Below are 24690 nucleotides of genomic sequence, written 5' to 3' on the forward strand. Positions count from 1 at the left end.
CACGAATATCGGCGAAGCGGCCGGTGACGGCGAAGGGCCGTCCGTGTTGTTTGAATGCTTTCATCCTCAACCCCTCTTACAGCGCGCGAATGTCGGCGAAGTGGCCGGTGACGGCGGCGGCGGCGGCCATGGCCGGGCTGACCAGGTGGGTGCGGCCGGCGCGGCCCTGACGCCCCTCGAAGTTGCGGTTGCTGGTGGAGGCGCAGCGCTCCCCCGGTTGCAGCCGGTCGTTGTTCATGGCGAGACACATGGAGCAGCCGGGCAGACGCCACTCAAAGCCAGCCTCTATGAAGATCTTGTCGAGCCCCTCGGCCTCGGCCTGGGCCTTCACCTGCTCGGAGCCCGGCACCACCAGCGCCTGCACGCCAGCGGCGACCTTGCGACCGCGGGCGATGGCGGCGGCAGCGCGCAGATCCTCGATGCGGCTGTTGGTGCAGGAACCGATAAACACCTTGTCGATGGCGACGTCGGAGAGCTTCTGGCCCGGCTGCAGGTCCATGTAGGCGAGCGCCTTGCGGGCGGATTGCTGCTCCATCAGATCGCTGAAGGATTCCGGCGCCGGAATGGGTTCGTTCACGGCGATCACCTGACCCGGGTTGGTGCCCCAGGTCACCTGAGGGGCGATGTCGGCTGCGTCCAGCACCACTTCGGCATCGAATTTGGCATCGGCATCGCTCTTGAGGCTCTGCCAGTAGGTGATGGCCTGCTCCAGCACCTCGCCCTTGGGGGCGAACTCCTTGCCGCGGATGTAGTCGATGGTGGTCTGGTCGGGGGCGATCATGCCGGCCTTGGCACCAAGCTCGATGGCCATGTTGCACACCGTCATGCGCCCTTCCATGGTGAGCCCTTCGATGGCCTCGCCAGCGAACTCCACCACGTAGCCGGTACCGCCAGCGTGGCCGACCCGGCCTATGATGGCGAGCACCACGTCTTTCGCGCTGATACCTTCGGCCAGCTTGCCGTTGACCGAAATGCGCATGGTCTTGGCACGGCCCTGTTTCAGGGTCTGGGTGGCCATCACATGCTCCACCTCGGAGGTGCCGATGCCGAATGCGAGCGAGCCGAAGGCGCCGTGGGTGGCGGTGTGGGAATCACCGCAGACGATGGTGGTGCCGGGCAGGGTAATACCGAGCTCGGGACCCATCACGTGGACGATCCCCTGGTACTTGTGGTTCAGATCGTAGAGGCGAACCCCGAACTCCTTGCAGTTATGGGCCAGCGTCTCCATCTGGATGCGGGCCATCTCGCCGGAGGCGGCGATGTCCTTGGTGGTGGTGGAGACGTTGTGATCCATGGTGGCCCAGGTCAGATCCGGGCGACGCAGCTGGCGGTTCATGGCGCGCAGGCCGTCGAATGCCTGCGGGCTGGTCACTTCATGCACCAGGTGGCGGTCGATGTAGATGAGGGGGGTTTCCCCTTCCACTTCCCGCACCACGTGGGCGTCGAACACTTTCTGATAGAGGGTCTTGGACATTGCTCTCTTCCTTGTTATTTGGTGGCGTCAGATGCGCGCGGCGATCTGGCTGCCCATGTCGGCGGTGCTTTGTACCGGGTGCTTGGCGCTCGCCTGATGCAGATCGGCGGTGAAGTAGCCTTCGGCCAGGGTCTGGGCCACGGCCTGCTCGATGGCCTGGGCGGCGGCTTCCTGGCCGAGGCTGTAGCGCAGCATCAGTGCGGCGGAGAGGATCTGGGCGATGGGGTTCGCGATCCCCTTGCCGGCTATGTCCGGAGCCGAGCCGCCGGCCGGTTCGAACAGTCCGAAGCCCGATTCGTTCAGGCTGGCGGAGGGGAGCAGCCCCATGGAGCCGGTGATCATGGCGCACTCGTCGGAGAGGATGTCGCCGAACAGGTTGGAGCAGAGCAGCACGTCGAACTGGGACGGATCCTTGATGAGCTGCATGGTGGCGTTGTCTATGTACATGTGATTCAGTGCCACGTCCGGATAGGACTTGGCGACTTGTGTCACCACCTCGCGCCACAGAATGGAGGAGGCAAGCACGTTGGCCTTGTCGATGGAGGTGACCTTGGCCTTGCGCACCCGGGCCGATTCGAACGCTATCTTGGCGATGCGCTCGATCTCGAAGCGGTGGTACACCTCGGTGTCGAATGCCTTCTCGGTGGGGCCTTCCCCTTCACGCCCCTTGGGCTGACCGAAGTAGATGCCGCCGGTCAGCTCGCGCACGCAGGCGATGTCAAAACCGCGATCCGAGATGTCGGCCCGCAGCGGCGAGAACTGCTCGAGGCCGGTGTAGATGCGGGCCGGACGCAGGTTGCAGAACAGCTTGAAGTGGGCGCGCAGGGGCAGCAGGGCGCCGCGTTCCGGCTGATCGTTGGGGGGCAGGTGCTCCCACTTGGGGCCACCGACAGAGCCGAACAGCACGGCGTCGGCCGCTTCACAGCCGGCTATGGTGCTCTGGGGCAGCGGGGTGCCGTGGTTGTCGATGGCGATGCCGCCCACGTCATGGCGCTCGTAGTCGAGAGTGAAGCCGAACCTGGCCTGCACCTTTTCCAGCACCTTGACGGCCTCGGCCATCACTTCCGGGCCAATGCCGTCACCCGGCAATACTGCGATCCGATAACTGCTCATACTCACACGCTCTCCGTATTGATCTTGTCTGTTTTTGCGACGTTGCGTTCCATCTGTTCGGCCACCTGATCGGCGCGCCAGATGCTGTTGATCACGTGGATCAACGCCTGGGCGGAGGACTCTATGATGTCGGTGGCCAGGCCCATGCCATGGAATTTGCGGCCCTTGTACTGTGCGACTATGTCGACCTGGCCGAGGGCGTTCTTGCCTTCCCCCTTGCCCTTGAGTTCGTACTTGTCGATGCTGATTTCGTAGCCGGTGATGCGGTTGATGCACTGGTAGACCGCATCCACCGGGCCGTTGCCGGTGGCGGCTTCGCTGACGATCTCCTGGCCCACCTTCAATTTCACCGAGGCGGTGGCCATCACCGAGCTGCCGCTCTGCACACCCAGGTACTCCAGCTTGAAGTGCTCCGGCTCTTCGTGGATCTGGCTGAAGAAGGCGAGGGCCTCCAGATCGTAATCGAACACCTGCCCCTTCTTGTCGGCCAGGGTGAGAAACTTGGCGTAGAGATCGTCGAGGTCGTAACTGCTCTCGGCGTAGCCCATGGACTCCATCCGGTGCTTGATGACGTGGCGGCCGGAGCGGGAGGTCATGTTGAGGTTGTTCTGGGTGAGGCCGATGCTCTCCGGGGTGATGATTTCGTAGGTGTTTTTCGCCTTGAGTACGCCATCCTGGTGGATGCCGGAGCTGTGGGAGAAGGCGTTGGCCCCGACGATGGCCTTGTTCGGCTGCACCGGCATGTTGCAGAGCTGGCTGACCAGAGCGCTGGTGCGGTGGATCTCGTTGTGACGGATGTTGGTGTGCACCCCGAGCAGGTCGGCGCGGGTTTTCAGGATCATCGCCACCTCTTCCAGCGAGCAGTTGCCGGCCCGCTCGCCGATGCCGTTGATGGTGCACTCGATCTGGCGGGCCCCCATCTGCACGGCGCCGATGGAGTTGGCCACCGAGAGCCCCAGATCGTCGTGGCAGTGCACCGAGATGATGGCCTGATCGATGTTGGGGACCCGGTTGAACAGGGTCTGGATGATGCCGGAGAACTCGGTCGGTACCGTGTAGCCCACGGTATCGGGAATATTGATGGTGCGGGCGCCGGCCTTGATGGCGGCCTCCACCATGCGGCACAGGTTGTCTATCGGGGTGCGGCCTGCATCCTCACAGGAGAACTCCACGTCGTCGGTATAGCGGCGGGCGTGTTTGATGGCGCTGACCCCCATCTCCAGCACGTCCTCGAAGCTCTTCTTCAGCTTGCTCTCGACGTGGATGGAGGAGGTGGAGATAAAGGTGTGGATGCGAAACGCTTCGGCGACCCGCAGGGCCTCGCTGGCGGCGTCTATGTCCTTGGGCAGGGCGCGGGCGAGGGCACAGACCCGGCTCTGCTTGATGTGGCGGGCGATGGTCTGCACCGATTGAAAGTCGCCGGGGGAGGAGACCGGGAACCCCACCTCCATGACGTCGACACCGAGCCGCTCCAGTGCCTGGGCGATCTGCAGCTTCTCCTTGACCGTCAAGCTGGCCGCCAGGGCCTGCTCACCATCGCGCAGGGTGGTGTCGAATATGATGACCCGATCTGACATGTGACTTCCCTCTTCCTAAGTTCGGTGACGTGCATCCTGCGTTGGCATAAAAAAACCCGTGCAGGGTGCACGGGTTTTTGTAAATTCCGGCTATGCCTGAGCCCGGCTACAAGGATCCCGCGCGAGAGGTCGCGATTAGGGAGATTAGTAGTAGCGGAGCGGCAATACGCATGATGAATCAATCCTTGCAGTCGATAACGCTTTTACCAATATCGAGATTTTTATGCTGTGTCAACCGTACGCACCCGGTTCATTTCGCTGGTTTATTTAATCGGATTGTAAAGGAGTGCAAATTTACTTGTCCCATATTCGGCCCTTGCCCGATTATCTGGTCATTCCTGCTGTACTCGATCATCTGTACAATCAGATCGACTTGTCAGTTTCTGCTGAATTATCCGAGGTATTAAATGGAAAAACGTAGACCTGGTCGTCCGGTCGGACGTTCTGACATTCGTGACAAGTTGCTCTGTGCCGCTCGCGAGCGTTTTCTGAACACCCCCTACAGCAAGGTGACGACCCGCGAGATCGCCGAGCTGGCTGGCTCCAATCTGGCCATGATCCACTACTACTTCGGCAGCAAAGAGGGCCTCTACAAGGCGGTGCTGGGGGATGTGGCCGAGCCGCTCGACCAGGCCTGGCACGACGAGACCGGCAACCGCAGCCTCAACGATCTGCTCAACACCTACTACCAGGTGATGGCGCCCAACAGCGAGCTGACCTCCGCCATCTCCAGCGCATTATCGACCGAGAAGAGTCCGGGTCGGGATTTTGTGCTGAACCGCCTGCTGGAACGCCAGCTGCCCCAGTTCGATGCCTTGCTGGAGTCCATGAAGAACAACGGCGAGCTGGGTGACAACCTGGATCCCGAGATGCTGAAGATCTCCTTCCTCAGCATGATGTGGCAGCCCTTCGTGATGAAGGATCTCTACGAGCAGGTGTTCGGCCTGACCGTGGACGAGCACTTCATGGCTCGCCTGGCGGATCACAACTGCCGCCTGATGGAAAACGGCCTGCGCGGCACCCTGAACTGATCATTTGCCACGCTGGTAGCAAAAAGGGCCATTCGGCCCTTTTTTCATAAATCTGTTATTTGAACGTCAACCAAGTGTCACCCCGCCGCCCTAGTCTGCTCTGAGACGCTAGGGAAGGAGGGGTTATGAACAAGATCCAGCAATGGGACCTGCAGGTGTGCCGCATCTGCCTGCTCCACGCCTACAACCGGCCACAGGCCAGGATCAGCAGGCTCATCTCCCGTACCGGTGACGGCCCGCTCTACGCCGTGCTGGCGGCCCTGCTCTGGTGGCAGGGGGAAGCCGAACGCGAGCTGGTGAAGCTGGCACTGCTGGCCTTCGCTCTCGAGCTGCCGCTTTACCTGCTGCTCAAGAATGCCCTCAAACGCCAGCGCCCGGTGGGGCTGCCGGTCTTCATCACCCCCTCCGACCGCTACAGCCTGCCCTCGGGTCACACCGCCGCCGCCTTCCTGATGGCAACCGTACTGGCGGCCAGCTTCCCGCTCTGGGCGCCGCTGCTGTTCGTCTGGGCCGCGCTGGTGGGGGCATCCCGTCTGCTGCTGGGGGTCCACTATCTGAGTGACCTGGTAGCCGGCGCCCTGCTCGGCGGTGGCTGCGCCCTGCTGGCGCTCATGTGGGGGCAGGGATGAAGATACTGTTCGGTGTGCAGGGGACCGGCAACGGCCACATCAGTCGCAGCCGTACCCTGGCGCGGGCCTTGCGGGCCCGAGGTCTCGCGGTGGACTATCTGTTCAGCGGCCGTCCTGCGGACGGCTACTTCGAGATGGCCGAATTCGGCGACTACCGCACCTTTCCCGGCATTACCTTCGTCAGCCATGAGGGGGCCATCTCGAACTGGCGCACCCTCAAGGGGCTCTCGCCCCTGCGCTTCTGGCGCGACATGCGAGCGCTCGATTGTCGTGACTACGACCTCGTCATCAGCGATTTCGAGCCTATCAGCGCCCATGCCGCTCGCCGCTGGGACAAGCCGAGCCTCACCATCAGCCATCAGGCGAGTTTCGACTGGCCCATTCCACGCTGGGGGGAGAGCGGCTTCAACCGCCAGCTGATGCGCCACTTCGCGCCGGTGCGCCAGTCCCTCGGGCTGCACTGGTTTCACTTTGGCCAACCCCTGTTGCCGCCCATCATAGATCCCATCAGCCAGGGGCCCGACAACCAGCAGATCCTGGTCTATCTGCCGTTCGAGCAGACCGAGGCGATCGCGGCCCTGTTGTCGCGCTTCAACCAGCAACGCTTCGTCTGCTTTCATCCGGCCATTCGCAGTGCCAGCCAGTGGCGCAACATCCGCTTCGAGCCGCAAGCCCGTGAGGCGTTCAAGCAGGTGCTGGCCGGCTGTCGCGGGGTCATTACCAACGGTGGTTTCGAGCTCGCCTCGGAGGCGCTCTCCCTTGGCAAAAAGCTGCTGGTCAAGCCGCTGGGAGGCCAGTTCGAGCAGCTGACCAACAGCAAGACCCTGGAACTGATGGGGCTGGCGCGGCTGATGGATGCGCTCGATGCCAACGCGGTGCGGGCCTGGCTGGATGCGACGGCCCCGGGCCAGATCTGCTACCCCGATGTGGCGGGGGAGCTGGCCGGCTGGCTCGCCGCCGGCGCCCAGGAGAGCGTGGCGGATCTCTCCCGCCGGCTGTGGGCCCGAACCCTGTTTCCGGAGGAGGTGTGCGATCGGCTGAGCGAGCTGGAGGAGGGGAGTGCACTCAGTAGTTGCTGGTTATCGCAAGTCAGCGCCTTTGACTAGACTGAGAGGGATCCCACCAAGGAGAGGACGGACACCATGCGCTTTACCAACGAAAACGGCGACACCATGAACCTGGCGGACAATCTCACCCTGCACGAGCTGCTGGACATGGGGGTCAGCATCTCGGTCTGCGAAGAGACGGATCCGGATCAGCAGATCTGGCTGGCGGAGCCGGAACAGGATCACTGATCCGCAGCCTGCCACCAAGGCCCACCCTGGCGGTGGGCCATTTTTTTCCGCTTTTGGCGGCTGTTGCAGCATGATCCGCTGGCTTACCACCCATCTTCCCCGCATTGTTCCCACCCTTTCCAGCAAGTCACTGAATGTTAATAGTTGTTTGAAATTTATGACTGTTGTGGTCAGACAAAGCCGTGGACAAGCGTTCACAAGCGGGTTAAGTTGGTTTTTCACCCGCTTTGCGGGTGAATGATGGAAAAAACCTATTTTTCTACTATCGACAGCGCCGAACTCGCCGGGTCCGTATTCAGACAACAACAACGCACGGGCCGGCGGTGCCGGGAAGCAGCGGACTGCCGATAGCTTTCGCTTAACGGAGCAAAGCCTGGAGGGCTTTATCATGGAGATGTTATCAGGCGCCCAGATGGTGGTTAGAGCGCTGGAAGATCAGGGAGTTGAGCACGTTTTCGGCTACCCTGGTGGCTCAGTGCTCGACATCTATGACGCTCTCTTTGAAAACGGCAAGATGGAGCATGTCCTGGTGCGGCACGAGCAGGCCGCGGTGCACATGGCGGACGGCTACGCCCGCTCCACCGGCAAGGTGGGCACTGTGCTGGTGACCTCGGGTCCCGGCGCCACCAACTGCATCACAGGGATCGCGACCGCCTACATGGACTCCATCCCCCTGGTGATCCTGTCCGGCCAGGTGCCGACCAGCATGATCGGGGAGGATGCGTTCCAGGAGACCGACATGATCGGCATCTCCCGCCCGGTGGTGAAGCACAGCTTCCTGTGCAAGAAAGCCAGCGACATTCCGGCCGCCATCAAGAAGGCCTACTACATTGCCGCCAGCGGCCGCCCGGGGCCGGTGGTGGTGGATCTGCCCAAAGACGTGCAGAACCCGAAAGAGAAATTCCCCTACGAGTACCCGGAGACGGTCTCCCTGCGCTCCTACAACCCGACCAAGTCGGGTCACAAGGGCCAGATCAAGCGTGCCGCCAAGCTGTTGGTGGAGGCGAGCCGCCCGGTGATGTATGTCGGCGGCGGTGCCATCAATGCCAATGCGGATCACCTGGTGACCAAGCTGGCGGAGCTGCTGAACCTGCCGGTGACCACCACCCTGATGGGGCTGGGGGCCTTCTCCGGCACCCATCCGCAGTTCATCGGCATGCTCGGCATGCACGGTACCTTCGAAGCGAACAAGAGCATGCACAACGCGGATCTCATCTTCGCCGTGGGGGCCCGCTTCGATGACCGCGTCACCAACAATGTGGCCAAGTTCTGTCCCAACGCCACCATAGTCCACATCGACATAGATCCCACCTCCATCTCCAAGACGGTGCAGGCCCATGTGCCCATCGTCGGCTCAGTGGAAACCGTGCTGGAGCAGATGCTGGAAGTGATCCGCGAGTGCGGTTTTGACAACGACAAGCAGGCGCTGGCGGACTGGTGGAGCCAGATCGGCCAGTGGCGTTCGCGCAACTGCCTGGCCTACGAGACCCACCCCACCCTGATCAAGCCGCAGCAGGTGATCGAGACCCTCTACAAGGTGACCAAGGGGGAGGCATTCGTGGCCTCCGACGTGGGTCAGCACCAGATGTTTGCTGCTCTCTACTACCCGTTCGCCAAGCCGCGCCAGTGGATCAACTCCGGTGGCCTCGGCACCATGGGGTTCGGCATTCCGGCCGCCATGGGCGCCCAGTTTGCCAACCCGGATGCCGTGGTCTGCTGCGTCACCGGCGACGGCTCGGTGCAGATGAACATTCAGGAACTCTCTACCTGCATGCAGTACGGGGTGCCCATCAAGATCATCTCCATCAACAACCGCGCCCTTGGCATGGTCAAGCAGTGGCAGAAGATGTTCTACGGCGGTCGCCACAGCCACTCCTACATGGAATCCCTGCCCGACTTCGTCAAGCTGGCGGAAGCCTATGGCCACGTCGGCATCGCGGTGAGCGATCCGGCGGAGCTGGAGAGCGCCATGGAGAAGGCCTTCGCCATGAAGGATCGGTTGGTGTTCATGGACATCTCGGTCGACCCGGATGAGCACGTCTATCCAATGCAGATAAAGTTCGGTGCCATGGACGAGATGTGGCTGAGCAAGACGGAGAGAACCTGATGAGACATATAATTTCCGTTCTGCTGGAGAACGAATCCGGCGCCCTGAGCCGTGTGGTGGGCCTCTTCTCCCAGCGCGGCTACAACATCGAGACCCTGACGGTGGCCCCCACCGAGGATCCCACCCTGTCGCGCATGACCATCGTCACCATGGGTGACGAGCGAGTGCTGGAGCAGATCCAGAAACAGCTGCACAAGCTGGTGGACGTGCTCAAGGTGTGTGATCTCAGCGAAGGGGAGCACATCGAGCGGGAAATCGCCCTGGTCAAGGCGCGCGCCGCCGGTGGCGGTCGTGACGAGCTGAAACGGCTGGCGGATATCTTCCGTGGCCAGATCGTCGACGTCACCCCCGAGCTCTACACGGTGCAGCTGGTGGGGACCAGCGAGAAGCTGGATGCCTTCATCAAGACTGCCGCCCAGACCAACGAGATTGTCGAAGTGGTGCGCTCCGGGGTGTGTGGCATCTCCCGCGCCGACAAGGCGCTGCGTCCCTGAGCCATCGCTTGGCAGCAGGCAGATTAAAGGGGCTCCTCGGAGCCCCTTTCTTGTGGGCATCTGGCGGAGTGGAGGGCTGACACGAGTCTGTCATTTTCTTTCAAATGATCGGTAAACTATCCACAAAAGCTGTGGAAAACTCTGTAGATTAGCGGTGTGTCTGGCGTTAGTGTGCTGATCTTAAAAGGATATTTGGATCTGATCTGCTCTGGGGCGCAATTGTGCAATCGACTCTGGCGGGTGTGAGTGTTTGCTTATCCCGCCGCCCTTGCAGGACTGGCACCCGTCGCCGAGCAGGGGATCCTGACAGGATCCCGATTTGATCTTGCGGATCAACATTTCCCCAAGTCAGCCATAAAAAAACCCGCCTTGCGGCGGGTTTTTCAGCAGGCAGAGCCTCGGACGATTACTCGGCCTGGGCTGCCTGGATACCGGTCAGGGCGATGGTGTAGACGATGTCGTCAACCAGGGCGCCGCGGGACAGGTCGTTGACCGGCTTGCGCATGCCTTGCAGCATGGGGCCGATGGAGACCAGGTCAGCGGAGCGCTGTACCGCCTTGTAGGTGGTGTTGCCAGTATTCAGATCCGGGAACACGAACACGGTGGCCTTGCCTGCTACCGGAGAGTTCGGTGCCTTGGACTTAGCCACGTTCTCCATGATGGCCGCGTCGTATTGCAGCGGACCGTCGATGATGAGGTCGGGGCGCTTGGCCTTGGCCAGTTCGGTCGCTTCACGCACCTTCTCTACGTCTGCGCCGGCGCCGGAGGTGCCTGTGGAGTAGGAGATCATGGCCACACGTGGCTCGATGCCGAAGGCGGCAGCGGAGTCGGCGGACTGGATGGCGATCTCGGCCAGCTGCTCGGCAGTGGGATCCGGGTTGATCGCGCAGTCACCGTAGACCAGTACCTGATCCGGCAGCAGCATGAAGAAGATGGAGGAGATCAGGGAAGAGCCCGGGGCGGTCTTGATGATCTGCATCGGCGGACGGATGGTGTTGGCAGTGGTGTGCACTGCGCCGGATACCAGACCGTCGACCTCGTTGCGCTCCAGCATCATGGTACCCAGTACCACGTTGTCTTCCAGCTGTTCGCGGGCAACCACTTCGGTCATGCCCTTGTTCTTGCGCAGCTCGACCAGACGGGCCACATAGCGCTCGCGCACGGCAACCGGATCGATGATCTCGACGCGGTCGGTCAGTACCACGCCCTGCTGTTCGGCGACGCGACGGATCTCTTCCGGGTTGCCCAGCAGCACCGGACGGGCGATGCCACGCTCGGCACAGATGGCGGCAGCCTTGATGGTCCGCGGCTCTTCCCCTTCCGGCAGCACGACGCGCTTGTTGGCCTGACGGGCCAGCTCGGTCAGCTGGTAACGGAAGGCCGGCGGGCTCAGGCGACGGGAGCGGGTGGACTTGGCGGAGAGAGACTCGATCCAGTGCTTGTCGATGTGGCCGGCCACATAGTCCTGCACCAGCTCGATCCGCTCGCGGTCATCTTCCGGGATGTCGACGTTGAAGTTCTGCAGGCTGACGGCGGTTTGCCAGGTGTTGGTGCCGGTGATCATGATCGGCAGGCCGGTAGCCATGGCCTGTTGGCACAGCGCCATCACCTGGGGTTCCGGGTGATAGTTGCCGGTCAGCAGCAGGGCGCCCAGCTTGACGCCGTTCATGGCGGAGAGGCAGGCGGAGACGATGACGTCGGAACGGTCGCCGGAGGTCACCAGCAGGCTGCCCGGACGGAAGTGCTCGATCATGTTGTGGATGGAGCGGGCGCAGAAGGTCACGGTCTGCAGACGGCGGCTGTCCAGCTCACCCTTGTGCAGGATCTTGGCAGCCAGGTGCTTGGCGAGATCCTTGGCGCGCGGGGCGATCAGCTGGGTGTTCCAGGGGATGCAGCCGAGGATGCGCAGCGGGCTCTTGCCGAATACCTGCAGTACTTCCAGGTTGTGAGCGGTGTCGGCGCCGTGGTGATGGGCTTCAAACATCTCGGTCAGGTCGGGGCGGGTCACGCCGTGCTCGTCAACCGGGGCGCCTACCTTGTTGATGACGCAGCCCACGATGCGGGGGTTGCTGACGCCACCGAAGTTGGAGCAAGCCAGCTCGATGCGCTCTTTCAGCTTCTGGCTGGAGTCGTTGCCCGGGTGGGTCACGAACACCATGTCGGCGTCCAGCGCCTTGGCGACGTCGTAGTTCAGCTTGTTGGCAAACGGCTGCTTGTCGGTCGGCACCATGCCTTCAATGACCAGCACTTCGGCACCGCTGGCCTTCACGTGCTCTTCAAAGCGGGCCACGATCTCTTCCAGCAGGATGTCGGTGTTGCTGGAGGTGATCATGTTCTCGGCGTAGGAGAGGGCGAACGGCTCGGGCGGGTTGATGTTGGCAGCAGCGCGGATCACGGCGGTGGAACGCTCGGTACCGGTTTCACCCGGACGCGGCTGGGCGACCGGTTTGAAGAAGCTGACATTGACACCGTGACGCTCCATGGCGCGAACGACGCCAAGGCTCACGGAAGTTACGCCGACACCAGTGCCGACCGGGATAAGCATAATAGTGCGTGCCACTTTATACCCCTTGTTCATTTTTGGGATCAGGAAAAGGCCGCCCTTGGGCGGCCTTGCTCTACAGCGAAATTATGCGCCGACCAGTTCCAGCGCGTCGTGGGCGATGACCCACTCTTCGTTGGTCGGGATAACCAGGGCCTTGGTGGAACCAGCCTTGGTGATCTCGCCACCCTTGCCGAAGCGAGCCTTCAGGTTGGCGTCGTGATCGACGTCGAAGCCCAGCAGACCCAGTTTGTTCAGGGTGATTTCACGGATCGGGGCGGAGTTTTCACCGATACCACCGGTGAAGACCACGGCGTCCAGACGACCGTCCATGGCGGCGGCGTAGGCGCCGATGTACTTGGCCAGGCGATAGCAGTAAACGTCCATGGCACGCTTGGCTTCTTCTTTGCTGTCGTAGTTGTCTTCAACGAAACGGCAGTCGGAAGTTACTTCGGTCAGACCCTGCAGGCCGGACTCTTTGGTCAGCATGGTGTTGATCTGATCAACGCTCATGCCCAGCTTGTCGTGCAGGAAGAAGATGATGGCCGGATCGATGTCGCCGGAGCGGGTACCCATCACCAGGCCTTCCAGCGGGGTCAGACCCATGGAGGTGTCGACGGACTGGCCGTTCTTGATGGCGCAGACGGAGCCGCCGTTGCCCAGGTGGCAGTTGATGATGTTCAGCTCTTCCACCGGCTTGTTCAGCTGCTTGGCAGCTTCCAGGCTGATGTAGTAGTGGCTGGTGCCGTGGGCGCCGTAGCGACGGATGCCGTTCTCTTTGTAGAGTTTGTACGGCAGGGCGTACAGGAAGGCTTCTTCCGGCATGGTCTGGTGGAAAGCGGTGTCGAACACGGCCACGTTCTTCTCGGCCAGCGCCGGGAACACGCGACGGGCTTCACGAATACCGATCAGGTGAGCCGGGTTGTGCAGCGGGGCGTACGGTACGGCGGCTTCGATGCCGGCGATCACGTCGTCGCAGATGCGCACGGAGGAGGTGAAGCGCTCGCCGCCGTGTACGACACGGTGGCCGATGGCGATCAGGTTCTTGGACAGCTCCGGGTTGAGCGGCAGGATCTTGTTGACGATGTAGTCCAGCGCTTCCTGGTGAGCGGCACCGGCGCCCAGATCGGCACTGCCTTTCTCGCCGTTCAGTTTCCACTTGATGCGGGCGTCGTCGAGGTTGAAGCACTCGGCCAGGCCGGACAGCAGGTCATCACCGGTGGTTGCGTCAATGACAGCAAACTTCAGGGAAGAGCTGCCACAGTTAAGAACAAGAACCAGCTTACTCATGAATAAATCCTATCGCAGATTGGGTTGTGTAGGAGGATGCGTTGGACGCGCTATGTCCAAAAACTTTCAACTTATCCTTATGAGGGTTGGCAATCTGTTGCTTGCCCCTTGTATAGTGATACAAGACCCGAAATCCAGACGTCCCTGACGGCTCAACGGCAGGCCGTTGGCGCAAAAATTGGGCGTACAAAGGATAACCCGATTGTTGAAAAATAACAAAGTCATCCTCAACCTTTGTTATTGCGCATCAAATATTGTCGTGGTTTTGCCGTTAATACGTTCAAAAAGAGCTCGGAGGTAGCATGAGCATGAACATTTTTGGAACTAAGTTACAGCAAGGCCGTCATTATATGACCCTTTGGCCCCGCCGTCCCGAGCTTAATTCCATGTTCCCGGAGAATCGGGTGATCAAGGCCACCGAGTTTGCCCTCAAGGTGATTCCTGCGCTGGCGGTGCTCAGCGTCATGCTGCAGTTCCAGTTTGGCGAGCAGCACTACTGGCCTTCCGTCATGACCTCGGTGCTGTTTCTGCTCAGCCTGCCGCTGCAGGGCTACTACTGGCTTGGCCAGCGTGCCGATACCCGGTTGCCGCCCTCCCTTGCCAGCTGGTATCGCGAGATCAACGGCAAGATGAACGAACAGGGCGGTCAGCGCCAGCTGGTGGCCCAACCGAGATACGAAGAGCTGGCCGATACCCTCAACGCCGCCTTCAAGCAGCTGGACAAATCCTTCCTCTACGAGTGAGGCCCCACGGGCCTGCCAACCGGACAAAGGCGCCTCGCGGCGCCTTTTTCATGGCTGCCGGATCAGGCCGCCAATACCTTGCGGATCTCCTGGATGGAGAGCTTGTACTGGCGCGGGCACTGGCGCCAGACCGCCAGCATGCGCTGGTACTTGTCACGCATGGCGATGTCGCTGGAGAGCTCGTCGCACGGGCATTTGAGCTCGGGGAAGCGCTTGTCCACCTCCAGCAGGAAGCAGACGTAGTCGGCCAACTCCCGCTCCTGGCTACGGCTGTAGCCGTTGAACTCCAGTCGGCTGGCATTGATCTCGCCCTGATCGGCTGCGTCCAGGTTGCCCCAGGAGATGGCCAGCGCATGGTGCAACTCCAGGGTGTCGATCACCTCCTGGCAGGTGGCGAGATCCAGATGACCGAAGCTCTTCTCCAGTTCGAGGATCTGCAGGCAGTAGCCGCGCTCGATGATGGTGCTGGCCCGTTGGTAAAACGCCGCCTTCTCCGGATTGAGTTTGGCCAGGATCTCGTACTGGTTGCTCAGGATCAGACGTTCGGTGTGGCTCATGTTCATGGGCTTTTCTCACTGGAAAATGAAACTGGGGTCACGTTAACCCATATATAGGATGAATTTTTTGATCTGGCAGGGGAGGTTGGCGAGATTGCGGGGCGCTAAATCAGCGCAGGCGCGGGTTGGTTAATTAAATGTAACGGCCGGCACCTTGCTTTCTGGCTCGTAGGCGCAACAATAAGGGCGTCATTTGGCTTGCGCCGAAAGACCCGTCACCAAGGCATCCCGCTATGGATGCACACTGCCCCGCCATGGAAAACAACAAGGTTGCCGCCCCTCATTCGGGCAGGCGACCGAAAGGGCGGTATCGCGCGCCCCGCCTGCAATGCGGAAGGGCTGCGACATGCGAATAAAAAAGGGCCTGCGCTTGCAGGCCCTTTTCATATCAGCAGTACCGGTATCTGTGGTTCAGCCCTTGATCAGGTCGAGCACCACCTGATGGTGATCGCTGGTCTTGAACTTGTCGAAGCGGTGGGCAATCTTGCCCTCTTCGTCGATGAGGAAGCTGAGCCGGTGGATACCGTCATACTCCTTGCCCATGAACTTCTTCGGGCCCCAGACGCCAAACGCATCGGCCACCGCATGATCTTCATCGGCCAGCAGGCGGAAGTTCAGGTTGTCGCGCTCCTCGAATTTTTTCAGCCGCTTGGCGCTATCCGGGCTGATGCCGAGCACCACCACATTGAGGGCGGCCAGTTCGGCGTTGACGTCGCGCAGACCGCAGGCCTGGGTGGTGCAGCCCGGGGTCATCGCCTTGGGGTAGAAATAGACGAGCACTTTCTTGCCGCGCAGGTCGGCCAGGCGCACCTGGTTGCCGTCCTGGTCGGAGAGGGAAAAGTCGGGGGCCAGGCTGCCAGCGGATAAAGGTTGCATGGGATCTCCTTGATGAGCCGTCAGGCGTGTTTGTTGTTGACGATGAATTCGAACGATTCTGCGCCCAGTTCACGACAGAATCCGGCGAAGGCCGCCTGCGAGCCGGCCGCCTCTCCCTGCTTGGCCAGATTGAGCTGAAAGCTGGCCTTGAGCAGGTTGAACGGCTGCTGTTCCAGGGTGATGGTCTGCATGGCCTGGATGTCCCAGCCGTGATCGCTGAAGAACTGGGTGCACTGGCTTACGATGCCCGGCTGGTCCCGGATCAGGATCTCGGCGTTGGCGCTGATGTCGTATTGCAGCGACTGGTGGCGCTCGGTGCGTTTCATCATGGTGATGAGATCCCACTCCTGACTGCGCAGGGGCAGGCTTATCTCGAGCTGCATCAGGCTGTTCCAGTCACCGGACAGCAGCATGATGAAGGTGAATTCATTGCCGAAGATGCCAAGACGGCTGTCGACAATGTTGCAGCCACAACCACTGACGTGGCGGGTGACCTCATTGACGATGCCAGGCCTGTCCGTGCCGATGGCCGTTACGACCAGGTAATGAGTCATAAATCTTCTCTCGTCCATTAGCGGGTGGCGAATGCGGGCGGCGGGCACGTCGACCGAAGGGATCTGGCCCGCGCGGCCGCGTGGCGACCCTGCTGAGAATCTCGTTGTGGCAAGCGTCCTGCCGGGTAGTGGCGGCCCGGTTCCGGCGCCAGTTTCCGGCGCTTGCGCACGGCTGTTTGTGCCGGATGGTAACACGGCTTGGCCGTGGCCTCCCTTGTTTTTCCAAGGGGGCAGCTTTACCATAACGCCCCTGAAAATCGGGAGAAATATCCATGTTGCGCGGTAGTATTGTTGCCCTCGTTACCCCCATGCTGGCTTCAGGTGAAGTCGATTGGGCCAGTCTTGCCAATCTGGTCGAGTATCATGTCAGCGCCGGAACCAGCGCCATCGTCGCGGTGGGGACCACGGGGGAGTCGGTGACCCTGAGCGAGCAGGAGCACATTGCCGTCGTGGAGAAAACCGTGGCACTGGCCGCCGGACGCATCCCGGTCATCGCCGGCTGCGGCTCCAACAATACCGCCCATGCCGTCGCCCTGGCCAAGCGCTTCGCCGAAACCGGCGTGGTAGCGGGTCTCTCGGTCACACCTTATTACAACAAACCCACCCAGGAAGGTCTCTATCGTCACTATTGTGCGATCGCCGAGGCTAGTGGTCTGCCCCAAATTCTTTATAATGTGCCCGGTCGTACCGGTTGCGATCTCAAACCGGAAACGGTAGCCAGACTGGCCAGGGTGCCCGGCATCATAGGCCTGAAAGAGGCGACCGGGGATCTGAGCCGTACACCGCTGCTGCGTGAGCTGTGTGGTGCGCAATTCGCACTTTATAGTGGCGATGATGCCAGTGGATGTGATTTTATGCTGCAAGGCGGTGACGGTGTCATTTCGGTCACCACCAATATTGCAGCGGCCCAGATGGCCGACATGTGTCGTGCTGCGCTGGCCGGCGATGCCGGGCGGGCGCATGACATCAACAATCGATTGATGCCGTTGCATCAGACTCTGTTCTGCGAACCGAGCCCCATCCCGGTGAAATGGGCCTGCGCCCAGCTGGGATTGATTGCGACGGCCACCTTGCGTCTGCCGCTCACCGACCTCACTGCCGAGGGCGAGCGGGCGATGGCGCGAGCACTGACGACTGCGGAGTTGATGGCGAGTGTTTAAAGCAAATGGAAAGGGAAATGCAGTGCGCCTGGTGCTGAGCGTGGCGACCGTTGCCGTGCTGGCAGCCTGTAGCTCACCCCAGGAACGCAAGATGGCCAACCGTGGTTTCGAGTACGAGGATGCCCGCCTTGAAGGCCGTGCTTTCCTGGTGCCGGCCGGGTTGAGTACCCCCGCCTTTAACAGCAGTTTCGACATTCCGCCCCTGCCAGAGAGCAGCCGTGACGGCGCCCTGGGGGCCAAGGTGGATGTGCGTCCGCCCGCCCAGCTGCTGACCGTGGTACCGGGCAGCCAGGTGGTAACCAATGCCGGTGAACCTACCATGGCCTTCTACGCTCTCAGCACCTCCCAGAGCGTGGAGCGCGATACCTGGGCCTTCCTGATGAACTTCCTCGCCCAGTACAAGGTCACCACCGAGAAGCTGGACCAGCAGGCCGGCGTGTTGCAAACCGGCTGGTTTGACAACACCAAGGCGCTCGACGGCTGGAGCGAAGAGGACGACGACTTCGTCATTCGCCAGCGCTACCAGTTCACCCTGCGCAACGATCCCCAGCGCCACGCCGTCAACATGTCGGTCCGGGTACTGGATCATGAGGAGACCATCGATGGCGAGACCAGCAAGGAGCTGACCCCGGCCGATGCCCAGCGCTACGCGACCAGGGCCCTCAACCAGTTCTCGCTCTACTACGACAAGCAGCTCAAGTCCCGCGAGCAGCATAAGGCCAACGATGGCATGGGGCTGGAGCTGGGTCTGGACAACAACGAGCTGAGCGCCTGGATCGTTGATGGCTCGTTTGACCAGGTGTGGCGTCGTCTCAATCAGGTGCTGCCGGCTTACGGTTTCACCATCAAGGATACCCAGCAGTCGCTGGGCTGGATCGACGTGGAGTACGACGAGCCGGGCAGCGAATTCTGGAAGGCCAAGGGCAGCGAGCCGTTCAAACTGGACGAAGACAAGTATCGCTTCCAGCTTGGCGAGATGGCGGGGGGCAAGACCTCCATTACCCTGTTCGACAAGGACAAGAAACCCGTGTCGTCCGGCGTCATCTCCCAGATGTACATCAGCCTGTCCGAGGCATTCGCCAAGGGCCTGGCTGACCAAGCTGCAAAAACAGAATAGAAACAGGGGCCTTGTGCCCCTGTTTTGTTATGTTAACCCCCCACAAACAGGAAGTGTTATTAGCCATGAGTCTTGCAGACCAAGTATTGGCGGTGAACGACGATTTGCCGATCCGTACCGATAAACCTGTCCATTCCGGTAAAGTGCGCAGCGTCTACTGGCTGACCGCCGCAGACAGTGCCCGCCTTATCCGCGAGAAGGGTTACGACGTGCCGGCGGATGCGCCGCTCGCCATCATGGTGATCAGCGACCGGATCTCGGCCTTCGACTGCATCTGGCAGGGTGTGGACGGGCTCAACGGTGTGCCGGGCAAAGGGGCTGCGCTCAACGCCATCTCCAGCCACTGGTTCAAGTTGTTCAAGGAGAAGGGACTGGCTGACAGCCATATCCTGGACATCCCCCATCCCTTCGTCTGGATCGTGCAAAAAGCCCGCCCCGTGATGATCGAGGCGATCGCCCGTCAATACATCACCGGCTCCATGTGGCGTGCCTACAAGGATGGCGAGCGCGAGTTCTGTGGCATCACCCTGCCGGAAGGACTGAAAAAGGATCAGAAGCTGCCCGAGATCCTCATCACCCCCTCCACCAAGGGCGTGCTGAAAGGGCTGGACGGCGTGCCGGAAGCCGATGACGTCAACGTCTCCCGTGCCGACATCGAGCGCCACTACCAGGGCTTCAACTTCAGCAAGCCGGCTGACATCGATCGCTACGAAGTGCTGCTCAAGGAAGGCTTCAACGTCATCAGCGACGCGCTGGCCGAGCTGGATCAGGTCTTCGTCGACACCAAGTTCGAGTTTGGCTACGTCCAGGATGCCGCCGGCAACGAAAAACTCATCTACATGGATGAAGTGGGCACCCCTGACAGCTCCCGCATCTGGGACGGCGCCGCGCTGCGCGACGGCCAGATCGTCGAGAAGTCGAAAGAGGGCTTCCGCCAGTGGCTGCTCAATCACTTCCCGGACCCGGACATCCTGCTGAACAAGCACCGCATGCCGGAGCGCTTCGCCCTGGCCCGCGACAACAAGTTGCCGACCGAAGTGATGATGGACATCTCCAACACCTACGTGGGGATTGCTGAGAAGATCATCGGTCAGCCGCTGGTACGCAGCGCCAATCCGAAGCAGGAGATCATCGAGGTGCTGCGCGAGCAGTACGGGCTGATCGACTGAGGCGTACCGCCTTTTTTACTGCCGTAAAAACAAACGTTTGCCATCAGCCAACTACAAGTCGGCGTGCTGGCAGTAATGGCACGGGCCCCATCACGGGGCCCGTTTTTGTTGCCGTGTCGGCTGGGCGGCAGAAGGGCGGCGATCAGCCGTTGACCCTGAACACCTGGCCGGTCTGTACGCCCAGTACCGATCTCTGGTAGGCCTGCGCCACCCTGGCGGCGGGCACGGGGACGAAGCCCGGGAAGAAGTCAGCGTATTTTTCCATCGACTCCGTCAGCACGGTCGGGCTCACCACGTTGATGCGCAGGCCCCGCGGCAGCTCGCAGGCGGCCGCCTTGACGAAGTGCTCGACGGCGCCGTTGATGGTGGTGACGCTGGCGCCCCAGTTGATGGGCTCCTCGCTCAGGATGCCGCTGATCAGGGTGATGGAGCCCTTGTCGTTGAGGTGGGGGATGGCGGCGCGGGTCAGGTTGATCTGGCCCATCAGTTTGCTCTGGATCCCCAGCTGCCACTCTTCATCGGTCATCTCGGTCAGGGCGTTGAACGCGGCACTGCCGCTGGCCACCACCAGTGCATCGAACTGCCCCAGTTTGGCAAACAGCCCCCTGATGGAGGCGGGATCGCGCATGTCGACCCTGGCATCCCCCTGGCTGTGGCCGACCCGGATTATCTGGTGATCCTTGGCAAGCAAGTCGCTGACGGCAGAACCTATGGTGCCGGAGGCACCCACAATCACAATCTTCATCTCAGTCACTCCTGGTTGGGATGCGTTGATTTTAGCGCGCTAAAAAAGGTGAAAAAGCGCGTAAAATAAACCCATTGTTTCCAAATTGGAGCTAATGATGGATATCGCCCATCTGGCCAGTTTTTACGAAGTGGTACAAAGGGGCAGTTTCTCCGCCGCCGCCGATGCGCTGGGGGTGAGCAAGGGGATGCTGAGCCGTCATGTCAGTGCGCTGGAGTCCTCTCTCAATGCCCAGTTGCTGCAACGCACCACCCGCCGGCTCAGCCTGACCGAGGCGGGCTCGATCCTCTACCAGCAGGCGGGGGAGATCTTCGCGCTGGCCCGTCAGGCGGAGCAGGATATCCAGGCCCTGACCGAGGAGGATGGCGGCCGGCTGCGCTTCACCTGCCCGATCAGCGCCGGCGATCGCATGGTGAGCGAGCTGCTGGCTCGCTTTGCCGAGCTCTGCCCCGGGGTTGCGGTCGAGCTCAACTTCACCAATCAGATGGTCGACATGAGCCAGGGTGAGCATGACATTGCCCTGCGCGCCATGAGCGAGGTGCCCGACAACCTGGTGGCCATGCCGCTGGGCCGGCTCAGGGATGTGGTGGTGGCGAGCCCTGCACTGGTGGCACGGGAGGGCAAGCCTGCCACCCCTTATGAGCTCAGCGGGCGTGCCTGCCTGCTCATGGGGAGCAACCCGGCCTGGGAGCAGTGGCACTTCAGCCGGGAGGGGGAGGAGGCGCACATCCTGGTGCAGGGCAAGGTGCGGGCCAATCACTACAGCACTGCGCTGCAGCTGGCCCGGGCGGGGCTGGGCTATGCCAAGTGTCCGCTGGTTGCGGTGGATGCCCTGCTGGCGGCGGGGGAGCTGGTGACCGTGCTCGACGGCTGGCACAGCGGTCTGCACCCGCTTCATATCCTGCATGCCCAGCAGCGGCGGGTGCCGCGCAAGATCCGGCTGTTCAAGCAGGTGCTGGCCCAGTGGTTTGTCGAGCGGCCGCACTACCTGCTCTGAACTGCCGTTATTTTTCTGTCATCTTCGGCTGCTAGCCTGCGCCCATCAACGCGAACAGGAAGATGAACGAAGATGAAGGGTTGTCGATATCGAAATGGTGTGTCGCTGCTGTGCGCCGCACTGGGCATGAACATGATGCTGGGCGCAGGCTCGGCGCACGCTGCGGTTGAGGTGACGGTGCCGGCGGATTTCCAGATCCTGGCGGTGAGCGCCGGCACCCTGCACGACGAACAGCACGCCACCCTGCCGGATGGGGAACAGCAGCTGCTGGTGCGTTATGAAGGGGTGATCCCGAGTCGCAGCAGCAGCGAGAATGACCGCCAGCTGCGCTCCGCACCTCAGGTGCTGCGCTATCAGGCCAGCCAGCAACAATTACAGCTGGTCGCCAACTTGCCGAAGGATGAACGGAGCATGGCGCAGTATGCCAAGTCTCCCGTCATGGGGCTGCAGGCCGATGGCAAGGTGATGGCGAGCGAGCAGGATGCGCTGGTGACCAGCGGCATGCTGATCGGCATGGACTGGCGTGCCAAGCTGGCCGAATACAACCAGCGCGGTGGCAAGGCGGCGCTGACGGCGGCTTCTGGTTCTGCACTTCCTGCGGCCGTGGTTGCCAGCGAGGTTGCGCCGGTAGCGGCCAGCGAGCTGGAGGGGCAGTTGCAGCAACTCTTCCTCAAGGCGGATCCGGCCCTGCGCAAGCGCTTTGTCAGCTGGGCCGTGCCGCGGCTTTAAGTTTGCCGTCCGTTGCAGTAACGTGGGGGCTCTCATCGTGTCTAGCGCCCATCTTATTGCAACGAGGTCTTCATGTTTGAATTGCACAGTCGCCTGCAGGCGGATACCCGCCTGCTCGGCGATCTGCCTCTCTGCCGCGTCCTGCTGGCCAAGGACAGCCAGTATCCCTGGCTCATCCTGGTGCCGAGAGTGGCGAATCTGCGGGAAATTCACCACCTGGCACCAGCGCAGCAACAGCAGCTGATGCAGGAGTCCTGCGCGGTGGCGACCCTGATGGAGCAGGCGCTGCGCCCGGACAAGATCAACGTGGCGGCGCTCGGCAACCTGGTGCCCCAGCTGCATCTGCACCACGTGGCCCGTTTCAGTACCGACAAGGCCTGGCCTGGCCCCATCTGGGGGGCTCATCCCTCCTTGCCCTATGATGAATCGACCCTGCAGCGGGAAGCCGCCGGCTGGCGACTCAAGCTGGCCAATCTGGCCGGATTCACTCCCCTTGAAACTGACAGTTGAATCAAGTGAGAGGCGGCTCGCTATTTCGACGCCCGGGCCGCGCTATCTGTTAGAGTTATGGTATAGATAAGCCCATTTTCGATGTTCAGGAAGGTCCCATGATAGTGACAAGAGCCGACGATGATACCGTATTGACCACAGAGGACGTGCTGTTGAGCCTGTGCCATTCGGTGACGGATGTATTGAGTGCGGCAACCCAGAGTCAGGTGCGTTTCTCCGGCATGGTGCAGCGGATCAGCAAAACCTGCCTCAAGCCGGATATCGGCTGCTTCGTGCTGTTTGACGGCGGCTTCTCCGGCCTGGTGGTGATCAACTTCTCCGCCTCCGCCGCCATGGAGCTGTACGAGAGCTATATGCTCAGCATGGGGTTATCCAAGGAAGATCTCGCCATCTCCCACACCTCGGACGAGGTGAGCAACGTCATGGGCGAGCTGATGAACCAGATCGTCGGCAGTTTCACCGTCAAGGTGGGCCGGGATCTGCAGACCCACATCACCCAGAACCAGCCCAAGATGCTGGCCCTCAACAAGCAGGTGATGCTGAGCGTCGATACCAATCTCGACAGCCCGGAGTCGCGCCGGGTCACCTTCTTCACCGCCCGCAACAACATCTTCTATCTGGAGCTGGCGATGGACAAGACCGAGTTCATCCGCATCCACAACGATGGCATGGATCAGGAAGAGCTGGATCCGGATGCCCTGATCGCCCAGACCAAGCGCGAGGCTGCCCAGCCGGCTCCGGCCGCCGCCCCGGTGGCCAACGACCACGACGATCTGCTGGACTCCCTCGGGATCTGATTTTTCCGCCGTCAGCAATGCACGAGGCCACCCATGGGGTGGCCTCGTTTGTTGGTGCTGCTCGCCGTTAGAAGTTGTAGAGCAGACCCGTGCTGAAACGGGTGGACTGGCTGTCGTAGAAGTCGATGTCCGAGTCGGCATTGGAGTAGGCTGCGGTGAAGGTGGCGGCCAGGGCCTTGACGCCGAACAGGTTGTGCCAGAAGAAGGTACCGTTGACGGCAAATTCGTCCGCGTCGGCATGCTGGCCGAAGATGGGGTTCGCCTCGTCGTACTTGCGCTTGCCGGTGTAGAGGTTGCTGACGATGGACCACTGGGGGCCGCGCTTGGCGTAGGTCAGCTTCAGGCCGGTGTTCTTGAAGCTCTCGGCGCTGCCGTCCAGGCGAGCCTCCTTGTAGAGGATGGCCGGCTCCAGCAGCTGGTTGCCGCCGAAGTGGAACTGGTAGGAGAGCTCCATGTCGTGCACCTTGCCGTTGCGATCCAGCATGCCGGCGTAGTGGGTGCCGTGGCTCTGATCATACTGCTGGCCACTGCGCTCCTCGTCCATGTCCACCTCCCGGGTGGTCAGGTTGCCGTAGAAGTTGCTGCCCCAGATCTTGTCCCAGGCGAAACGGGCCCCTTTTGACTTCAGGTCGGTCGAGCTGCGATCCACGCCGGTGGCGAAGGGGTCGCTCCACAGCTCCACCGGCATGACGTTGAACACCAGCGAGGTGGCAACTATGCCCTTGTCACCCATCTCCTGGCGCAGACCGAGCTGCTGGGTAAAGTCGAAGCGCACCGCGTCCTGGATCAGGTTGCCGAGGAAAATCTGGGTACGGGTATCGGCGAAGGTGTAGCGGATGTCGGCGTTGAGCAGCGGGGTCAGGCCGCTTTCACTGTCGGGTGAACCGAGATCATTGATACGGCTGTGGTTGTCATCGCCCGCGTAGAAGTTGGACTTGTAGCTGACGGCGTTGACCCCGCCCAGCAGAAAACCGGACCAGCCGGACTGCTTGGGGATCTCGCCCAGGTCGGCGTGGGCGGCATTGGCTGCCAGCAGGCCAAGACTCAGCAGGGTGAGATTGCGCATCGATGAGGCTCCTGAAATATCAGTTGGTTGATTGAACGGCCGAGCATTATAGCCAGCCTGGCTTAATGAGGGCTGACCGAATTGATTCCGGCATGCTACCCCAGCGCAAGGAGGAGGT

The 24690-nt window shown here is 61.4% G+C and carries 24 protein-coding genes; 14 read left to right on the forward strand and 10 right to left on the reverse strand.

Annotated features, from left to right (window positions below; all coding sequences use genetic code 11):
- Positions 1–76: 76 nt before the first annotated feature.
- Genes leuC through leuA form a run of 3 tightly spaced genes read right to left on the reverse strand, consistent with a single transcriptional unit; the run spans position 77 to position 4164 of the window.
- Positions 77–1474: a 3-isopropylmalate dehydratase large subunit gene (leuC, locus tag I6L33_RS08705; RefSeq protein ID WP_216973907.1), complete on the reverse strand. Its 1398-nt coding sequence runs from the start codon at positions 1472–1474 to the stop codon at positions 77–79.
- 27 nt (positions 1475–1501) lie between these two features.
- Complete coding sequence (gene leuB / locus I6L33_RS08710; protein ID WP_216973908.1) at positions 1502–2587, reverse strand: 3-isopropylmalate dehydrogenase; 1086 nt, start codon at positions 2585–2587, stop codon at positions 1502–1504.
- Between the two features lie 2 nt (positions 2588–2589).
- On the reverse strand, positions 2590–4164 hold the full coding sequence (gene leuA, locus I6L33_RS08715) for a 2-isopropylmalate synthase (protein WP_095593370.1): 1575 nt from the start codon (positions 4162–4164) through the stop codon (positions 2590–2592).
- 407 nt (positions 4165–4571) lie between these two features.
- Between leuA and I6L33_RS08720 the strand changes: the two genes are divergently transcribed.
- The 6 genes from I6L33_RS08720 to ilvN all read left to right on the forward strand — a co-directional run bounded on the left by I6L33_RS08720 (position 4572) and on the right by ilvN (position 9720).
- Positions 4572–5195 carry a TetR/AcrR family transcriptional regulator gene (locus I6L33_RS08720; protein WP_005304358.1) on the forward strand — a complete coding sequence of 208 codons (624 nt, stop codon included), beginning with the start codon at positions 4572–4574 and terminating at the stop codon, positions 5193–5195.
- A 125-nt stretch (positions 5196–5320) separates the two neighbouring features.
- Positions 5321–5824, forward strand: coding sequence for a phosphatase PAP2 family protein (locus tag I6L33_RS08725; protein ID WP_010634973.1), 504 nt, complete (start codon positions 5321–5323; stop codon positions 5822–5824).
- Complete coding sequence (locus tag I6L33_RS08730) at positions 5821–6930, forward strand: MJ1255/VC2487 family glycosyltransferase (RefSeq protein WP_005304351.1); 1110 nt, start codon at positions 5821–5823, stop codon at positions 6928–6930. Before I6L33_RS08725 ends, I6L33_RS08730 begins: the two co-directional genes overlap by 4 nt.
- A 36-nt stretch (positions 6931–6966) precedes the next feature.
- The gene (locus I6L33_RS08735) at positions 6967–7119 is read left to right on the forward strand and encodes a hypothetical protein (RefSeq protein WP_005304348.1); all 153 of its coding nucleotides are present in this window, start codon (positions 6967–6969) and stop codon (positions 7117–7119) included.
- 388 nt (positions 7120–7507) lie between these two features.
- Positions 7508–9226, forward strand: coding sequence for an acetolactate synthase 3 large subunit (locus I6L33_RS08740; RefSeq protein WP_005304345.1), 1719 nt, complete (start codon positions 7508–7510; stop codon positions 9224–9226).
- Complete coding sequence (gene ilvN, locus I6L33_RS08745) at positions 9226–9720, forward strand: acetolactate synthase small subunit (protein ID WP_005304342.1); 495 nt, start codon at positions 9226–9228, stop codon at positions 9718–9720. Before I6L33_RS08740 ends, ilvN begins: the two co-directional genes overlap by 1 nt.
- 406 nt (positions 9721–10126) lie before the next feature.
- Here ilvN and pta read toward each other — a convergent pair whose 3' ends face one another.
- Complete coding sequence (gene pta, locus I6L33_RS08750; protein WP_017763828.1) at positions 10127–12298, reverse strand: phosphate acetyltransferase; 2172 nt, start codon at positions 12296–12298, stop codon at positions 10127–10129.
- Between the two features lie 51 nt (positions 12299–12349).
- A complete protein-coding gene (locus I6L33_RS08755) occupies positions 12350–13552 on the reverse strand; it encodes an acetate kinase (protein ID WP_005304335.1) in 1203 nt (400 codons plus the stop codon).
- 302 nt (positions 13553–13854) lie between these two features.
- Between I6L33_RS08755 and yfbV the strand changes: the two genes are divergently transcribed.
- A complete protein-coding gene (gene yfbV / locus I6L33_RS08760) occupies positions 13855–14295 on the forward strand; it encodes a terminus macrodomain insulation protein YfbV (RefSeq protein WP_017779105.1) in 441 nt (146 codons plus the stop codon).
- Between the two features lie 62 nt (positions 14296–14357).
- On the opposite strand, the gene I6L33_RS08765 is transcribed toward yfbV, so the two are convergent.
- The 3 genes from I6L33_RS08765 to I6L33_RS08775 form a co-directional block, all read right to left on the reverse strand.
- Complete coding sequence (locus I6L33_RS08765; protein ID WP_005304330.1) at positions 14358–14858, reverse strand: YfbU family protein; 501 nt, start codon at positions 14856–14858, stop codon at positions 14358–14360.
- A gap of 405 nt (positions 14859–15263) precedes the next feature.
- The gene (gene bcp, locus I6L33_RS08770; protein WP_042050259.1) at positions 15264–15728 is read right to left on the reverse strand and encodes a thioredoxin-dependent thiol peroxidase; all 465 of its coding nucleotides are present in this window, start codon (positions 15726–15728) and stop codon (positions 15264–15266) included.
- A 20-nt stretch (positions 15729–15748) separates the two neighbouring features.
- Positions 15749–16282, reverse strand: a complete 534-nt coding sequence (locus tag I6L33_RS08775) for a glycine cleavage system protein R (protein ID WP_005304323.1) — start codon at positions 16280–16282, stop codon at positions 15749–15751.
- Positions 16283–16554: 272 nt separating this feature from the next.
- Between I6L33_RS08775 and dapA the strand changes: the two genes are divergently transcribed.
- The 3 genes from dapA (at position 16555) to I6L33_RS08790 (ending at position 19728) form a co-directional block, all read left to right on the forward strand.
- Positions 16555–17442: a 4-hydroxy-tetrahydrodipicolinate synthase gene (gene dapA, locus I6L33_RS08780; protein ID WP_005304320.1), complete on the forward strand. Its 888-nt coding sequence runs from the start codon at positions 16555–16557 to the stop codon at positions 17440–17442.
- The gene (gene bamC, locus I6L33_RS08785) at positions 17435–18559 is read left to right on the forward strand and encodes an outer membrane protein assembly factor BamC (RefSeq protein ID WP_017779109.1); all 1125 of its coding nucleotides are present in this window, start codon (positions 17435–17437) and stop codon (positions 18557–18559) included. The genes dapA and bamC overlap by 8 nt, the downstream gene beginning before the upstream one ends.
- 65 nt (positions 18560–18624) lie before the next feature.
- Complete coding sequence (locus I6L33_RS08790) at positions 18625–19728, forward strand: phosphoribosylaminoimidazolesuccinocarboxamide synthase (RefSeq protein ID WP_010634965.1); 1104 nt, start codon at positions 18625–18627, stop codon at positions 19726–19728.
- A gap of 142 nt (positions 19729–19870) precedes the next feature.
- Here the strand turns inward: I6L33_RS08790 and I6L33_RS08795 are convergent, their stop codons facing one another.
- Complete coding sequence (locus I6L33_RS08795; RefSeq protein WP_010634964.1) at positions 19871–20473, reverse strand: short chain dehydrogenase; 603 nt, start codon at positions 20471–20473, stop codon at positions 19871–19873.
- A gap of 97 nt (positions 20474–20570) precedes the next feature.
- On the opposite strand from I6L33_RS08795, the gene I6L33_RS08800 reads away from it, so the two are divergent.
- The 4 genes from I6L33_RS08800 (at position 20571) to I6L33_RS08815 (ending at position 23506) form a co-directional block, all read left to right on the forward strand.
- Entirely contained in the window at positions 20571–21470 is a 900-nt protein-coding gene (locus tag I6L33_RS08800) for a LysR family transcriptional regulator (protein ID WP_216973909.1), read from the forward strand.
- A gap of 72 nt (positions 21471–21542) precedes the next feature.
- A complete protein-coding gene (locus I6L33_RS08805; protein ID WP_042889170.1) occupies positions 21543–22199 on the forward strand; it encodes a DUF2057 domain-containing protein in 657 nt (218 codons plus the stop codon).
- A 72-nt stretch (positions 22200–22271) separates the two neighbouring features.
- Positions 22272–22709: an HIT domain-containing protein gene (locus I6L33_RS08810; RefSeq protein ID WP_094697423.1), complete on the forward strand. Its 438-nt coding sequence runs from the start codon at positions 22272–22274 to the stop codon at positions 22707–22709.
- A 98-nt stretch (positions 22710–22807) separates the two neighbouring features.
- Entirely contained in the window at positions 22808–23506 is a 699-nt protein-coding gene (locus I6L33_RS08815) for a DUF3334 family protein (RefSeq protein WP_010634960.1), read from the forward strand.
- 67 nt (positions 23507–23573) lie between these two features.
- Here the strand turns inward: I6L33_RS08815 and I6L33_RS08820 are convergent, their stop codons facing one another.
- On the reverse strand, positions 23574–24572 hold the full coding sequence (locus I6L33_RS08820) for a DUF2860 family protein (RefSeq protein WP_117404776.1): 999 nt from the start codon (positions 24570–24572) through the stop codon (positions 23574–23576).
- Between the last annotated feature and the right edge of the window lie 118 nt (positions 24573–24690).

The organism is Aeromonas sp. FDAARGOS 1403 (assembly GCF_019047325.1).
In the GTDB taxonomy this organism is placed as follows: Bacteria; Pseudomonadota; Gammaproteobacteria; order Enterobacterales; family Aeromonadaceae; genus Aeromonas; species Aeromonas dhakensis.